This window comes from Paenibacillus sp. FSL W8-1187, assembly GCF_037965485.1.
GTDB classification, from domain to species: domain Bacteria; phylum Bacillota; class Bacilli; order Paenibacillales; family Paenibacillaceae; genus Paenibacillus_O; species Paenibacillus_O pasadenensis.
This window is the reverse complement of record NZ_CP150181.1, coordinates 1,348,888-1,362,960: the sequence shown is the minus strand read 5'-3', so window position 1 is coordinate 1,362,960 and position 14,073 is coordinate 1,348,888. Positions and strand designations below refer to the sequence as shown.

Genomic DNA, 14,073 nt, shown 5'->3' with positions numbered 1-14,073 from the left:
TGGATTATAATTCCACGTCCATCCTCTGTTTCCTTCCGTCGCCGCATCCAAAAACAAACCGACAGCCGCGGGGCAGGCAGCGGTTGAAGGCTGCTTGCCCGGCATGCTGCCGGTTCGGAGAAGTCCGCTCCTCCGCGCCATGTATACGGGTCATTACCCGAAGCGCGGAGCGGTGAAACGGGAAGGTCGGAATAGGTGTCGGGGGAGTCGGGGGCTCGGGTGGCAGGAGCCTGGACTCTGAGAGACGAGACGCCGGGAGCTTGGGCGTCGGAAGCCGCGAGGCCGGAGTCGGGACCCCGGAGCCGGCCCTAGGCGCGCAGCCGCCAGACGAGGCTTTGGAAGTCGCCCGGGCGGTCCGCAAGCGCGAGGCCGGCATGCATCAGGACATCGCCGCCGACGCGGAAGGACTCGCCTGCGCCGGGGCTGGCCAGGTCGATCTCGACCGCCTCGTACTCGAGCGCAGGGTCGAGCCCGCGCAGCTTCAGCCAGCCGATCGGCGGGTTAGGCTGGGCCAGCACGCGGAAATGGAACGCGATCGCTTCGCGGCGGTCCGGCGAGACGATCATCCAGGCGGCGTCCTCTCCTTCGAAAGGACTCAGCAGGCGGTACAGATCGCCGAACTGCACCAGGCTCCGGATATCCTTGTAGAAGGCGACCTGGGCCGCCGCGAGCGCGGCTTCTTCCTCGCTGAACTTGGTCAGGTCCAGCTCATAGCCGAAATTGCCGCTCATCGCCACGTCTCCGCGCATCTTGAGGCTCGTCACGCGGCCGACCTGGTGGTTCGGCACGGCGGAAATATGGGCGCCCATCGAGCTGATCGGGTAGACGACGCTCGTGCCGTACTGGATGCGCAAGCGGCTGACGGCATCGGTATTGTCGCTCGTCCACGTCTGCGGCATGTAGTAGAGCATGCCGGGATCGAAGCGGCCGCCGCCGCCGGAGCAGCTTTCGAACAGCACATGCGGGAACTTGGCCGTAATCCGGTCCAGCACGCGGTACAGGCCGAGCATGTAGCGATGCGCCGTCTCGCGCTGACGCTCCGGCGGCAGCGCGGCGGAGCCGATCTCCGTCATGTTGCGGTTCATGTCCCATTTGACGTAGGTGATCGGCGCGCTTGCCAGCACGCTCTCGATCTGCTCGGCGATCGCATCGGCGACTTCCTCGCGGGAGAAGTCGAGGATCAGCTGCCGGCGTCCTTCGCTGCGGCGGCGGCCCGGAACATGCAGGCACCAGTCCGGATGCTGGCGGTACAGGTCGCTGTCGGGCGAGACCATCTCCGGCTCGAACCACAGGCCGAACTGCAGCCCTTCCGCGCGCACGCGCTCCGCGAGATCTCCGAGCCCTTCCGGCAGCTTGTTCAGGTCGACCTTCCAATCGCCGAGCGAGCTGTCGTCCCGGTCGCGCCGGCCGAACCAGCCGTCGTCGAGGACGAACAGCTCGATGCCGAGCTTGCCGCCCTCGCGGGCGATCGCGGCGATCTTGTCGGCCGTGAAGTTGAAATACGTCGCCTCCCAGTTGTTGACGAGCACCGGACGCTCGCGGTCCCGGAACTCGCCCCGGCACAGACGGGAGCGGTACAGCCGATGATACGTCCGCGACATGCCGCCGAGTCCTTCGGCGGAGTAGACGAGCACGCATTCCGGCGCCTGGAACTCCGCTCCCGGCTCGAGCCGCCAGGAGAAGCCGTCCGGATGGATGCCGATCTGAGCGCGCGACATGCCGTACTGCTCCGTCTCGACGCGGCCGAGGAAGCTGCCGCTGTAGACGAGGCTGAAGCCGTACGCGTCGCCCTGCTCCTCGTCGGCCCGACGGCCGAGCAGCGCGAAGAACGGATTGTGGTTGTGGCTGCTCGAGCCCCGGCGGCTGCCGATCGACTGGGTGCCCGGCTGCAGCGGAGAGCGGCTGATGCCCCGCTCCATCGCCCAGCGTCCGTCCAGATGCAGGAAGTCGTAGTCCGACGTCTTGAAGTCGACGCTGGCGCTCAGCGCCGCCTCCAGCTCCAGCGGCTCGCTGCCGCCGTTCGCGAAGCGGACCGACCTGGCGACCGCGGCATGCTCCGCGAACACGGTGTAGGAAAGGATGACGGCGAGCCCGCTGTACGCATCGCGCAGCGTCAGCTCGAGCGTGAGCGCCTCGTCCTCCGACTCGGCGTAAACGGCCGGCAGTCCCGCCAGCGCGGGCTTGCCGCCGAGGATGCGGTGGCTCTCGTAGACGGCTTCCGTCACCGAGGTGCCGTCGGCGAGACGCGCCTCATAGGCCGGCGCGCGGAAGTCGCCCGCGCCATGCGCCGGGTATTCCTGCGGCAGCGTATCGAGCGTCAGCTCGGGGCGCGCCTGCAGCAAGGTCGGGGAGAACGAGGGACGTTCCCGGAACGCCGTTCCGAGCTGCGGGGACGCTGCTGCGAGCCTCGGCCCCCAGTAGACATGAGCGGGATAGCTGCCTTCTATGAGTTCAACGACGTAGCTGACCGCGCCTCCCTGCAGATGGAACAAACGGCGGTCGGCGTCGTAATGGATCGCGGCCTTCATCGGACATCTTCCTTCCTCGATAAATTCCGGGCAAGTCCATCTTCGGTCAAAAGAGAAGAGCTGCCCTCATCCTTTTCATTATCGGTCTTTCCGAGTTGCTTCGTCCATGAGCAAAACGCTTTCGCATATGGACATTTGTCGTTTCGTACGCCGGATCGTCGGACGAGGCAGGAATTGTCCTCCGCGGCTGGAATAAACCGAGAGACGAGGACCCGGCGATGCGCCGGTCCGCGAAAAAGGAGGCGGCCGCTAATGGAGCCGAAATGGCTGTCCTGGGCAAGAGAGATGCAGGCGATCGCGCAAACCGGCCTTGCCTATGGCAGGGATGTCTACGATGTGGAGCGCTTCGAGCAGCTGCGGGCGCTGAGCGTAAGGATTATGAGCGAGCATACCGGCGCGGGCGAGGCGGACATCGAGCTGAGCTTCGCCTCCGAGGAGGGGCACGCGACGCCGAAGGTCGACGTGCGCGGCGTCGTGTTCCGAGAAGGCAAGCTGCTGCTCGTCCGCGAGAAGTCCGACGGCCGCTGGTGCCTGCCGGGCGGCTGGGCCGAGATCGGCCTGTCCCCGAAGGAGAACGTCGTCAAGGAAATCCGCGAGGAGAGCGGCTTCGAGACGCGGGCGGTCCGCCTGCTCGCCGTGCTGGACCGGCTCAAGCAGGACCATCCTCCGGATGCCCGCCATATCTATAAGCTGTTCATTCTTTGCGAAATTATCGGCGGCGAGGCGGGCGGAGGCGTGGAGACGAGCGAGGCCGCCTTTTTCGGCGAGAGCGAGCTTCCTCCGCTGTCGCTCGGACGCAATACGCCCGTCCAGCTCGCGCTCATGTTCGACTTCCTGCGCAATCCTCAAAAGCCGGCGCTCCTCGATTAGATGAGCCCGGCTTTTAGTCTGACCGCCGCCGATCGTCCAAGCAAGCGCTTGCTTTTTTCGCGGCGGCCGATCGGGCCTTTTCAGCGCATCGGAATCTGCTATACTGTCGGAAGCTGATATCAAAAAGCAAGCTTCATCCGGCTTCCACACTCATCCAGAAAGAAGGACGCACATCCATGCAACATGTCCAGTCAGCCGATGCTTCGCTGCCTCGCGGCGGCAAGGAACGGTTCCCGCTCTCCCTCTACTCCCTCACGGCCGGGGCCTTCGCCATCGGCATGACGGAATTCGTCATCATGGGCCTGCTGCCCGAAGTCGCGGCCGATCTCGGCGTCAGCGTGCCGAAGGCGGGCAACCTGATTACGGGCTACGCGCTCGGCGTCGGCATCGGCGCGCCGGTGCTGGCGCTCGCCACGGCACGATTTCCCAAAAAGCTGCTGCTCTCGCTGCTCATGGTGCTCTTCATCGCCGGCAACGCCGCCGCAGCGCTCGCTCCTACCTACGGCATCCTGCTGGCGGCCCGCATCTTCACCTCGCTGGCGCACGGCACGTTTTTCGGCATCGGAGCGGTCTACGCCTCCAGCCTCGTCTCCGCTCAGCGCAAGGCCGGAGCGGTCTCGGTCATGATGGCCGGACTGACGATCGCCAATGTCCTCGGAGTGCCGTTCGGCACGTTCATCGGCCAGGAGCTCGGCTGGCGGATGTCCTTCGTCGCCGTCGCGGTCATGGGCGTCGTCACGCTGATCGGCCTGGTCGTGCTGATTCCTTCCGTCAAGCAGGAAGAAGATACAAGCCCGGCCCGCCAAATCCGCGCGCTGCTGCAGCCAAAGCTCGGACTGGCGCTGCTCACCGGCGCGATGGGCTGCTGCAGCCTGTTCGCGCTGTTCAGCTACATCAAGCCGCTGCTCACTGACGTGACGGGCATGTCCGAGGGCATCGTCCCGTGGGTGCTCGTGCTGTTCGGCTGCGGCGTGACGCTCGGCAACATGATCGGCGGCAAGCTGGCGGACCGCGCGCTCATGCCGACCGTCATCGGCTCGTTCCTGGCGCAAGCGCTGCTGCTCGCCCTGCTCGGCCTCGTCGACACGACGCCTGCGGCGACGCTCGCCGTCGTCTTCCTATGGGGCGCGGCTTCGTTCGCCTCGATGCCGGGCTTGCAGGTGCGCATCATGACGCTCGCCAAGGACGCGCCGGCGCTCGCCTCTACGTCCAACCACGCCGTGCTGAACTTCGGCAACGCCTTCGGCGCCTTTTTCGGCGGCTGGATCGTCGTCCGCTTCGAGCTCTCCTCCGGCGCCTACGACTACAGCGTGCTCCCGTGGACGGCAGCCGCGTTCTCGCTGCTCGGCCTCCTGCTCGCCTGCGTGATGCTGGCCTGGGATCGCCGCGGCAAGGCCTTCTCTTAAGCTAGAACCCAAACGGCCACGCCCCCCACTCCTCAGCCGTTCAGCGGCAAAACGCAAAAGGACGAAGCAGAACCGATCGGTTCCGCTTCGTCCTTTGTTTTGCGTCTGGCCGAAGCTTGGCTCAGCCCGCTTTCTGCGGCTTGCCGCCGCCGGGCATGAACACCGCGAGCACGCCGGCAAGCGGCAGCACGCTGGTCCAAAACATCATGCTCTGCAGGCCGTACAGGTCGCCCAGCCGGCCGAGCACGACGGCGCCGAGCGCGCCCATGCCGAAGGCGAGTCCCGTGATCAGGCCCGAAGCCATGCCGACGCGTCCCGGCAGAAGCTCCTGCGCATACACGACGCTGACGGAAAAGCCGGACTGCAGCACGAGGCCGAGCAGCGCGGCGAACGGATACATCGCGATCAGCGGCAGATGCGGCAGCAGCAGCGCGAACGGGGCCGCTCCTAGCAGCGACAGCAGCATCATGCGCTTCGCTCCGATTTTATCCGAGACAATCCCGCCGAAAAAGGTGCCGACGACGCCGAAGATCATGAACAGGAACACCGGCACCTGCGCCGCCTGCTTGGTGAGGCCGTAGTCGTGGATGAGGTAGAATTGATAAAACGTGCCGATCGCCGCCCCGTACCACGAGCGCGCGAAAACGAGCGTAATGAGCAGCGCCAGCGCCAGCGCGACGAGCTTTTTCCGCTTGCGCGCGTCAGCCGACAGCTCGCCGCGCGGCACGGCGGCTTTCTTGACCGGCTTGCCGTGCTCCGCCAGCTGGCGGCTGTACCATGGCACGACCTTGAGCAGGACGAGAATGCCCGCCACGGCGAGCAGCGTGCCCCAGATCGCGCCTTGCTGGCCGAGCGGGATGAAGATCAGAATCGTCATGAGCGGCGCGAGCGACTGGCCGAAGTTGCCGCCGACCTGGTAGATCGACTGGGCGAAGCCGCGGCGGCTGCCGGCCGCGAAGTAGACGACCCGCGAGCCCTCCGGGTGGAACACGGCCGAGCCGAGCCCGACGAACAGGATGAAGAACACGAGCCACCCGAAGCTCGGCGCGTAGGCCAGCCCGGCGATGCTTATCATGCTCATGATCATGCCGCCGACGAGCAGCCAAGGGGACGGCCGGCGGTCCGAGAACAGGCCGACGACGGGCTGCATGACCGAGGAGGTCATCTGCAGCGTGAAGGTCAGCCACCCGATCTGGGTGTAGCTGATGTGCAGCGTATCCTGGAAGATCGGGAACAGCGCGGGGATGACCGACTGCATCGAGTCGTTGAGCATATGGACCACGCTGATGGCGATGAGGATCGCATAGACGGTTCCGGTGCGCGCCGCGCCGATCCGGGCCGTTTGCGAAGCGGACATGGACAGGACTTCCTTTCGGTTGAACTTGAAAATGAATAGCTACAGAAAACGGATGCAGACCGGAGACGGCAGGCTCAGAACGGAATCCGTCCCTTGCAGCAGGCCCGTCTGCGGATCGCGGCGCAGCACGTTCACGCTGCCGCTGTTCTGATTGGCGGCAAGCAGCCAGCCCCCGTCCGGCGAAAGCGCGAAGTTCCGCGGGTAGCTGCCGCCGGTCGATTCATGCTGGATCAGCCGCAGCGTGCCGTCCGCCGCATCCGCCTCGAACACGGCGATGCTGTCATGGCCGCGGTTGGACACGTACAGGAAGCGGCCGTCCGCCGACAGATGGATGTCCGCCGCCCAGCTTTCCCCGGCGAAGCCTTCCGGCAGGGCGGACAGGCGCTGCACCGGCTCCAGCGAGCCGTCCTCGCCGAGCCTCGCGACGGTCACATGGGAGTCCAGCTCGCCGATGATGTACATGTAGGGTGAGCCTTCGCGAGCCGCCGCATGGCGCGGTCCGGAGCCCGGCTCGACGCGCAGCGCCGATGTCCGCAGCAGCGAGCGTCCGTCGACCGAGCGCCGGTGGATGTAGACCGTATCCGTGCCCAGATCGGCGACATAAACGAACGGCGTGCCCGGAATCGGTCCGATGCTGTGCGCATGGGCCTTGTCCTGGCGGCTCGTCATCGGGCCGAGCTCGCCCGGATTCTCGATCACGGCCGATGCCGGCTCCTCCAGCCGCCCGGCTGACGAGAGCGGGAACACAGCCGCGTTGCCGCCGCTGTAGTTGGCCGCATAGAGCGAGGCTCCCTCCGGAGAGACGCTGACATAGCAAGGATGCTCGCCGTGCGTCAGCTGGCTGCCGAGCGCCTCGAGCTCGCCGGTGGCGCCGTCGATCGCGAGCTCATGCACGGAGCCGCCCGGCTTGCCGCGCGTCTTGCCGACCTCGCTGCAGGCGTACAGGATGCTTCCATTCGGATGCGCCGCCAGAAAGGAGGCCTGCTCGACGCCGGCCAGCCGCTGGAATACAGCCAGCCTGCCGCTCTCTTCGTCGAGCCGGCAGCCGTAGATGGTCGGCTCCGCCGCCTCTCCATAGGCGCCGATATAAAAGATGCCGCTGTTGTTAGCCAAACGAGTCGCCTCTTTTCCCCCGTCCCGGGGTCTATTTTTTGTGACCATACCATAATCTACCCATTCCTACAATTCGTCCAGCGACCGTTTTCGGAGGCCAGGGCCGGGCTTCCCCCCGCATCCGCGGCCAAGCTCGCCCGCAGCGCGCGCGTCTCTGCCGCAGGCGACCATTCGACTTGCTGCGCCAATCTCTTACAGAAAGGGTACACAATTGATATACTTGTAGAGCAGGTATTTCCCGGGGAATAGGAGGGGAGGCGAAGCATGAGGAATCGTGTCGACATCATCCGGACATGCCGCCGCGCGGCGCTGACGGCGGCCGCGGCCGCCATCGTCGTCCTGGCCGCGCCGCTGCCGCACGCGCACGCCGGCATCTGGAGCAACATCAAGGAGATCTACGACACTCCGGCCAAGGTCGAGGAGCTGCAGAAGCAGTATAGCGAATCGGTCGGGCGCCTGGAGGAGCAGCAGCGGAAGCTGCAGGAGGACTACTCGCGGAAGCAGGCCGAGCTCGAGCAGCGCCAGCAGGAGCTGATGCGGCAGAACGAAGCCTACCAGGAGCAGAACGGGCGGCTGCAGGAGCGGAATGCCGCGCTCGAGGCGGAGCTCCATCAGGCCGCGGAGCGAAGCGCCGCCATCAAGAGAGGCATCGCCTGGACCGTGCTCGTCCTCTCCTCGGCGTTTCTCGGCTACATCGCGGCCGTCCGCATCTGGCGCTACCGGGCTTATCGCGCGCAGAGCCGCAGCGGCGGAGGGGCCGCTTCATGAAGACGACCGCGCCGCCTCCCCAAGGCTATGTGCGGGTCGAGCTGGAGGCCGGCGAAGCGCTGCATGTGCTGCATCCAAATGCGATCCTCGCGTATCGGGGAGCGGGGCGCGGCCGCGAAGACCGCATCATGGACGCGGGCGGCATCTACCGCAAGCGCAAATGGATCCGCTCCCTGCTGCGCGGGCAAAGCGAGCTGCTGCTCGGCCTGCCTCCCGGATTCGGCCTGGAGACGGTCGCCATCCCGGCTGGCAGCGATCTGCTGTTCGACTTCCGGCATGTGATATTCTACAGCGACGGCATGGCGCTGAAGCCGCGCATCCAGAAGCTCAAGACCGCCTGGATCACGAAGGAGCTGACCCGCATGCGCTTCAGCGGTCCCGGCTCCATCGGCATCCTGACCGCAGGCGGCCTCGCCCGAATCGATCTTGACGAGGAGCAGCCGCTGTTCATCGACGCCTCCGCGCTCGTCGCCTTTCCCGAGTCCGCGAGCATCCGGCTCTCCGTCTACGGCAATCCGCTGGCCTCTCAGCACATGAACGTGCAGTGGGAGCTGCGCGGGACCGGCTCCGCGCTCATCCAGACCGGCTCGTTCGACCGCGCGCTGCCCGAGCTGCTGGACAAAGGCGGCTTCATCCGCCGCACGCTGCGCGAGCTGCTGCCGTTCGGCGGCGTCTACATCAAATAACGAGAAAAACCCCCGTACGGGGGTTTTTCCTTTTCAACACCTCGTCCGCATCCTCCCCGGCTCTAGCGGGCCAGCGGATCCAAGTCTGCCGGCGCCTCCGCCGCGCCGCGGCTTCTCGCCTCCGACGGAGCGTAGCCCCGGTAGCGCCGGAAGATGCGGCTGAAGTAGCTCAAGTCGTTGTAGCCGGCGGCCATCGCGATTTCGGCGATCGTCTTTTCGCTGCTGCGCAGCAGATACTCGGACTTGTTGATGCGGATCCGGTTCACGTAGTCCGTCACCGTCCGTCCCGTCAGCTGGCGGAACAGCCGGCTGAAATGATAGCGGCTGAGCGAAGCTCTGGCAGCCAGCTCCTCCACTGTGATGTCTTCTGTATAGTGCGTCTCGATATAGTCGAAGATCGGCTCGAACCGCGCGAGATTGCGCAGCCGGGCCGACGACTCCTGCTCGCTCAGGCGCAGCTCCACATAGCCGCGCAGCAGCAGCGTCAGCATGGCGTACAGCTGCGACTTGACCGACAGCTCGAAGCCGGGCTGGCGCTCGCGGAACTCCTCCGCCAGCCGGTCCAGAATCGCGGCCAGGCCCGCGTCGCCGCTGATCCGGTTGCAGAACAGGATGCGGTTCTGCGCCATCGGCGTAATGTACTTCGTCTCCGCGGCGTCCGGGGACTGGCTCTGCAGCAGCGCAAGATCGGCGATGAGGATGTCGTACTCCACCGCATCCGAGCTCAGCAGTCCCATATGGATGTCGTTGCTGTTGAACACCATCACATCGCCGGGGCCGGCGTCGAACGGCACATGGTTGACCTCCACCCGCGCGTGCCCGGAGAGGAAATGCAGCACCTCGATATGGTTGTGCCAATGGGCCGGAAACAAGGTCGCTCCCTTCCCGGCCGCCTTCATCTTGCCGAGCTTGACCGGAAAGCGGGGATCCGGCATGCTCATCGGCTCCAACAGGGACAGCGGACGTTCCATATTCTTCAACCGGCTCCTTCCCGTTGCTCCCGCGCCGCCGCACATTTGTCCAAATAGTCCGCATGATCGCCCATGCCGAACCGCCGCGCGCGCCGCTATACTTTCCGTATATCAAGGTTACCAAGCAAACGAGGAGTGAGGCAAGCATGAGCATCCGAATCGGCGTCATCGGGGCAGGATCGATATCCGAGTTCCACCTCAAATCGTACGCGGCCAATCCGAGCTGCGAGCTTGTCGCCGTATGCGACCTGAATCGCGAGCGCGCCCAGGCGGCGGCGGACAAGTACGGCGCAGCCAAAGCGTTCTCCGACTACAAGGAGCTGCTCGCCGATCCCGAGATCGACGCGGTCAGCATCTGCACCTGGAACGACACGCATGCGGAGATCAGCATCGCGGCGCTTGAGGCCGGCAAGCATGTGCTCGTCGAAAAGCCGCTTTCCCGCAAGCTCGAGGAAGCCTATGCCGTGCAGGAAGCCGTCCGCAAGTCGGGCAAGACGCTGATGGTCGGCTTCGTGCGGCGCTACGATCCGAACGCGCTCATGCTCCGCTCGTTCGTCGACGGCGGCGAGTTCGGCGAGCTGTACTTCGCCAAGGCGTCCTACATCCGCCGCATGGGCAACCCGGGCGGATGGTTCTCCGACCGTTCCCGCTCCGGCGGCGGGCCCGTCATCGACATCGGCGTGCATGTCATCGACCTGTGCTGGTACATGATGGGCCGCCCCAAGGTGCGATCCGTCAGCGCCAATGCCTACAGCAAGCTCGGCAACCGCGACAGCGTCAAATATTTGTCGCGCTACAAGGCGGCGGACTACAACGCCGAGCTGAACGACGTCGAGGACATGGCGAACGCGCTCATCCGCTTCGACAACGGCGCCTCGCTGCTCGTCGACGTCAGCTTCTCGCTGCACGCCTCCAAGGACGAGGGCATCGTCAAGCTGTTCGGCACGAAAGGCGGCTTCGAGATCGATCCCGAGGTCGTGATGGTGACCGAGAAGCATGATACGATCCTCAACGCCTATCCGCAGACCGACAGCAAGGGCATGCAGATGAACCTCGCGTTCCAGAGCGAGATCGACCACTTCGTCGACAGCGTCATGACCGGCCGGGCTCCGATCAGTCCGATCGAGGACGGCGTCGAGGTCATGAAGATTCTGGACGCGATCTACGAGTCCGCCGCCAAGGGAGCCGAGGTGACGTTCCCATGAAGCTCGGCCTCAGCACCTACAGCCTGTACGCCGCCTTGCAAAAGGGCGAGATGACCGTGCTGGACGCGATCGACTTCATCGCCGACAACGGCGGCGAGCATGTCGAGATCGTGCCGCTCGGCTACGATCTGGCCGGCAGCCCGGAGCTCGTCCGGCAAATCGCCCGGCATGCGGCCGCGCGCGGGCTCGACATATCCAACTATGCGGTCGGCGCGAACTTCCAGGGGCTGGCCGACGAGGCGCTGCGCGCCGAGATCGACCGCGTCAAGCGCGAGGTCGACATCGCCCATGCGCTCGGCGCGCGCTTCATGCGGCATGACGTGGCGAGCGACGACGACCGCTCGATCCAGAACTTCAACCGCTCGCTGCCGCGCCTGGCGGACGCCTGCCGCGAGATCGCCGACTACGCTGCGGCCGCCGGCATCACGACGAGCGTCGAGAACCACGGCTACTTCATCCAGGCGAGCGACCGCGTGCAGGCGCTCGTCTCGGCGGTGGACCGGCCGAACTTCCGCACGACGCTCGATGTCGGCAACTTCATGTGCGCCGACGAGGATTCCGTCTCGGCCGTCCGGAAAAACCTGCCGATCGCCTCGGTCGTGCATGTGAAGGATTTCTATTTTCGTCCTTCCCATCGTCCTCCGGGCGAGGGCTGGTTCCCGACCGCCTCCGGCAATTTCCTGCGCGGCGCGATCGTCGGCCAGGGCGACATCGACATGCCCGAGGCGATCCGCGCCATCAAGGCCTCCGGCTTCGACGGCTACATCTCCGTCGAGTTCGAAGGGCTGGAGGACTGCCGCTTCGGCTCCCGGGTCGGCATGGCGAACGTGCGCCGGCTCTGGGACGCCTGCTGAAGCGGCGAGGCCGCCCGTCCGATCGTCAAAAAGGCTTTCCCCAATCCGGCTGGAGACGCCGGATGCGGGAAAGCCTTTTTTGGAGGAAAAATCAGGTCGAGCGCGCAGCGGCGCCTTCTTCGAAGGCAGTCGTAAGCGCATGGATCAGAAAGAAGCGCCGGATCGGCTTGACCAGCATCGTGCGCGGCTCCAGTCCCGACGCCGCCGGCCTAGCTCCGCCGAGCGGCGCCATCAGCACGAGCGGAAGGCCGCAATCCGAGGCCCGCTCCACGAGGCTCGTCATCGCCTGCGACGAGGCGAAGCTCTCGTCAGCCAGCAGCACGTCGAAGCGTCCCTCCGCGGCCAGCGCCCGCATCGCTTCCTCCGGCTCGGCGCAGCCGGTTACGGCTACGCCCCATTGCTCCAGCTGCTTGCCGACGATTCTCCGCAGCTCCTCGCTGCCGTCGAGCAGCAGCGCCCTCTTCCCTGCGACAGGCGCATGGTTCAGCTGGACGAGCGGCGTCGGCTCCGCGCGGAGCATCATCTCGAACGTGAAGACGCTGCCTCGGCCCGGTACGCTCGACGCGCGCAGGCTGCCCTCCATCCGCTCCGCAAGCTGCCGGGAGATGTACAGGCCGAGCCCGGTGCCGACCTCCTGCTTCCGCTTGCCCTCATGCGGACGGCTGTACTTGTGGAACAGCTGCTCCAGCTCCTCCTCCGTCATGCCGCTGCCCGTGTCCGAGACGGACAGGCTTACGCGCAGCCGGCCCGGCTGCTGAGGAAGGCGCTGCGACCGGATCTGGACCGTGATGCTGCCCGTCTCCGTGAACTTGACCGCGTTGCTGAGCAGATTGAGGAGCACCTGGCGGATCTTGCCCGCGTCTCCGTACAGGAGAGGCAGCTCCTCCTCCGCGTCGATCAGCAGCTCGAGCCGCTTCGCGAGCGCCTGGGAAGCGAACAGGAAGACGCTGTCCTCGACGACCGACAGCAGATCGATCGGAAACGCCTCCAGGCTCACCTCGCCTTCGTTCAGCTTGCTGTAGTCGAGGATGTTGTCGAGCAGCTGCAGCAGATTGCGGTTGCTGTCCTCCATGAAGCGGAGGTAGACGTCCTGCTCCTCGGTCGTGCCGCTCTGCTGCATGAGATCGGTCATGCCGATCGTGCCGTTGAGCGAATTGCGGATCTCGTGGCTGAGCATGGCCAGCAGATCGGAGCTCTGAGCCAGCTTGGCCTGGGCTGTGCGATGCCGCTCCCTCAGCCGCTTGAGCCGCAGCTCCGCCTGCTGCCTGCGCAGCTTCTGCCGCTCGCCGCGACGCCGCTCGCGCTCATGCTCGCGCTCGAGATCGATCGTATAGGATAAAAAGACGGACATCGAATTCAGCGTGCGAAGCTCCCAGCTGCTGACCGGGTAGCCCGGTTCGTCCATCGCGCAGAGGGTTCCGTAGAGCGTGCCGTCGGCGAGCCGGATCGGCACGCCGACGAACGAACGGTCGCCGAGCGCGTCCGTGACCGCCATGGCGGAGGCGGACGCATGGCTGCGCGTGCTCGGGATGACGACGAGTCCGCCGCGGCGGTTGGGAACGAGGCTGCAGTAGGCTTCGGGGAGCGGCAGCAGGCTGCCGGCCTCGACGAGCCGCTCGCCGCGGTTGAACGCCCGGATAATATGGTTCGTGCTGCCGTCGTTGACGGCGATAAACAGCGTATTCAGCTGAAGAAGCCGTGACAGCAGATCGAGAATGTGATCGGCGGCCTCATTGAACGTCTCGATCGCTAGATGCTCTCTGCTCATTCTTCACCGGCTTTCTTTAGAACGTTAAGGATTAGTCCATTATACCAGAGCCGGGCGCGAAATCCTACGGCGGACGCGAAAGGAGCCGTTCTCCCGCTTCCCAAAAAAGCCGCGCTGTGCTATGATATGTAAGCGTTATCAATAAATCAGCATTTGCAAGGGGGAAACGGAATGGAAAACGTGCCATTAAAGGACCGCAACGTTTACGAGGACTTTGATGTCGAAACGGACATTCTGTACTACAGGCTCGGCAGCTCGGGCCTCGTCAGCTTCCACGGCAGCAACTACAACATAAAAAAGAAACTGTCTGCCGACCAGATCGGCCGCCTTCGGAGCGGCTCCTTTTACCCGCTCAGCTCTGACTGCTACGTCAATACCTCCCTCATCAGCGACATCGTCGACAACACGATCTACTTCGGCAGCAAGGGCCCTGAGGCGAAGCGGGTGCCGATCTCGCGCTGGAAAGCCTACCTGCTGCGCAGCCATTTGAGCCGCCTGCATAGCCCTACCGCGCAATAGCGGCCTCGCCGCCGCTGGCCGCGCGAAT

The 14,073-nt window shown here is 65.2% G+C and carries 12 protein-coding genes; 7 read left to right on the top strand and 5 right to left on the bottom strand.

Going from position 1 to position 14,073, the window contains the following annotated elements:
* Nucleotides 1–308: 308 nt before the first annotated feature.
* The gene (locus NYE40_RS05920; protein ID WP_153783007.1) at nt 309–2,528 is read right to left on the bottom strand and encodes an alpha-galactosidase; all 2,220 of its coding nucleotides are present in this window, start codon (nt 2,526–2,528) and stop codon (nt 309–311) included.
* A 252-nt stretch (nt 2,529–2,780) separates the two neighbouring features.
* On the opposite strand from NYE40_RS05920, the gene NYE40_RS05915 reads away from it, so the two are divergent.
* Both NYE40_RS05915 and NYE40_RS05910 read left to right on the top strand, forming a co-directional pair.
* Nucleotides 2,781–3,398 (top strand): NUDIX hydrolase, encoded by a 618-nt coding sequence (locus NYE40_RS05915; RefSeq protein ID WP_028597869.1) that lies wholly within the window; start codon nt 2,781–2,783, stop codon nt 3,396–3,398.
* A gap of 176 nt (nt 3,399–3,574) precedes the next feature.
* Nucleotides 3,575–4,804 (top strand): MFS transporter, encoded by a 1,230-nt coding sequence (locus tag NYE40_RS05910; protein WP_028597868.1) that lies wholly within the window; start codon nt 3,575–3,577, stop codon nt 4,802–4,804.
* Between the two features lie 121 nt (nt 4,805–4,925).
* On the opposite strand, the gene NYE40_RS05905 is transcribed toward NYE40_RS05910, so the two are convergent.
* Both NYE40_RS05905 and NYE40_RS05900 read right to left on the bottom strand, forming a co-directional pair.
* The gene (locus NYE40_RS05905; RefSeq protein WP_339279523.1) at nt 4,926–6,161 is read right to left on the bottom strand and encodes an MFS transporter; all 1,236 of its coding nucleotides are present in this window, start codon (nt 6,159–6,161) and stop codon (nt 4,926–4,928) included.
* 39 nt (nt 6,162–6,200) lie between these two features.
* On the bottom strand, nt 6,201–7,274 hold the full coding sequence (locus NYE40_RS05900) for a lactonase family protein (protein WP_043111001.1): 1,074 nt from the start codon (nt 7,272–7,274) through the stop codon (nt 6,201–6,203).
* A gap of 264 nt (nt 7,275–7,538) precedes the next feature.
* On the opposite strand from NYE40_RS05900, the gene NYE40_RS05895 reads away from it, so the two are divergent.
* Both NYE40_RS05895 and NYE40_RS05890 read left to right on the top strand, forming a co-directional pair.
* The gene (locus NYE40_RS05895; RefSeq protein ID WP_028597865.1) at nt 7,539–8,042 is read left to right on the top strand and encodes a hypothetical protein; all 504 of its coding nucleotides are present in this window, start codon (nt 7,539–7,541) and stop codon (nt 8,040–8,042) included.
* Nucleotides 8,039–8,728, top strand: coding sequence for an AIM24 family protein (locus tag NYE40_RS05890; protein WP_101808655.1), 690 nt, complete (start codon nt 8,039–8,041; stop codon nt 8,726–8,728). The genes NYE40_RS05895 and NYE40_RS05890 overlap by 4 nt, the downstream gene beginning before the upstream one ends.
* 62 nt (nt 8,729–8,790) lie before the next feature.
* Here NYE40_RS05890 and NYE40_RS05885 read toward each other — a convergent pair whose 3' ends face one another.
* Entirely contained in the window at nt 8,791–9,699 is a 909-nt protein-coding gene (locus NYE40_RS05885) for an AraC family transcriptional regulator (RefSeq protein WP_052333014.1), read from the bottom strand.
* 146 nt (nt 9,700–9,845) lie between these two features.
* Between NYE40_RS05885 and NYE40_RS05880 the strand changes: the two genes are divergently transcribed.
* Both NYE40_RS05880 and NYE40_RS05875 read left to right on the top strand, forming a co-directional pair.
* Nucleotides 9,846–10,904, top strand: coding sequence for a Gfo/Idh/MocA family oxidoreductase (locus NYE40_RS05880; protein WP_028597863.1), 1,059 nt, complete (start codon nt 9,846–9,848; stop codon nt 10,902–10,904).
* Nucleotides 10,901–11,758 (top strand): sugar phosphate isomerase/epimerase family protein, encoded by an 858-nt coding sequence (locus NYE40_RS05875; RefSeq protein ID WP_153783001.1) that lies wholly within the window; start codon nt 10,901–10,903, stop codon nt 11,756–11,758. Before NYE40_RS05880 ends, NYE40_RS05875 begins: the two co-directional genes overlap by 4 nt.
* A 91-nt stretch (nt 11,759–11,849) precedes the next feature.
* On the opposite strand, the gene NYE40_RS05870 is transcribed toward NYE40_RS05875, so the two are convergent.
* Entirely contained in the window at nt 11,850–13,526 is a 1,677-nt protein-coding gene (locus NYE40_RS05870; RefSeq protein ID WP_153783000.1) for an ATP-binding protein, read from the bottom strand.
* Between the two features lie 171 nt (nt 13,527–13,697).
* On the opposite strand from NYE40_RS05870, the gene NYE40_RS05865 reads away from it, so the two are divergent.
* Nucleotides 13,698–14,045 carry a hypothetical protein gene (locus NYE40_RS05865; RefSeq protein ID WP_028597861.1) on the top strand — a complete coding sequence of 116 codons (348 nt, stop codon included), beginning with the start codon at nt 13,698–13,700 and terminating at the stop codon, nt 14,043–14,045.
* Nucleotides 14,046–14,073: the final 28 nt, after the last annotated feature.

Bases quoted from the DNA above. Each gene is read 5' to 3' on its own strand.
- NYE40_RS05920 (WP_153783007.1), bottom strand. From the start codon at position 2,528: ATGAAGGCCGCGATCCATTACGACGCCGACCGCCGTTTGTTCCATCTG.
- NYE40_RS05915 (WP_028597869.1), top strand. From the start codon at position 2,781: ATGGAGCCGAAATGGCTGTCCTGGGCAAGAGAGATGCAGGCGATCGCG.
- NYE40_RS05910 (WP_028597868.1), top strand. From the start codon at position 3,575: ATGCAACATGTCCAGTCAGCCGATGCTTCGCTGCCTCGCGGCGGCAAG.
- NYE40_RS05905 (WP_339279523.1), bottom strand. From the start codon at position 6,161: ATGTCCGCTTCGCAAACGGCCCGGATCGGCGCGGCGCGCACCGGAACC.
- NYE40_RS05895 (WP_028597865.1), top strand. From the start codon at position 7,539: ATGAGGAATCGTGTCGACATCATCCGGACATGCCGCCGCGCGGCGCTG.
- NYE40_RS05890 (WP_101808655.1), top strand. From the start codon at position 8,039: ATGAAGACGACCGCGCCGCCTCCCCAAGGCTATGTGCGGGTCGAGCTG.
- NYE40_RS05885 (WP_052333014.1), bottom strand. From the start codon at position 9,699: ATGGAACGTCCGCTGTCCCTGTTGGAGCCGATGAGCATGCCGGATCCC.
- NYE40_RS05880 (WP_028597863.1), top strand. From the start codon at position 9,846: ATGAGCATCCGAATCGGCGTCATCGGGGCAGGATCGATATCCGAGTTC.
- NYE40_RS05875 (WP_153783001.1), top strand. From the start codon at position 10,901: ATGAAGCTCGGCCTCAGCACCTACAGCCTGTACGCCGCCTTGCAAAAG.
- NYE40_RS05870 (WP_153783000.1), bottom strand. From the start codon at position 13,526: ATGAGCAGAGAGCATCTAGCGATCGAGACGTTCAATGAGGCCGCCGAT.
- NYE40_RS05865 (WP_028597861.1), top strand. From the start codon at position 13,698: ATGGAAAACGTGCCATTAAAGGACCGCAACGTTTACGAGGACTTTGAT.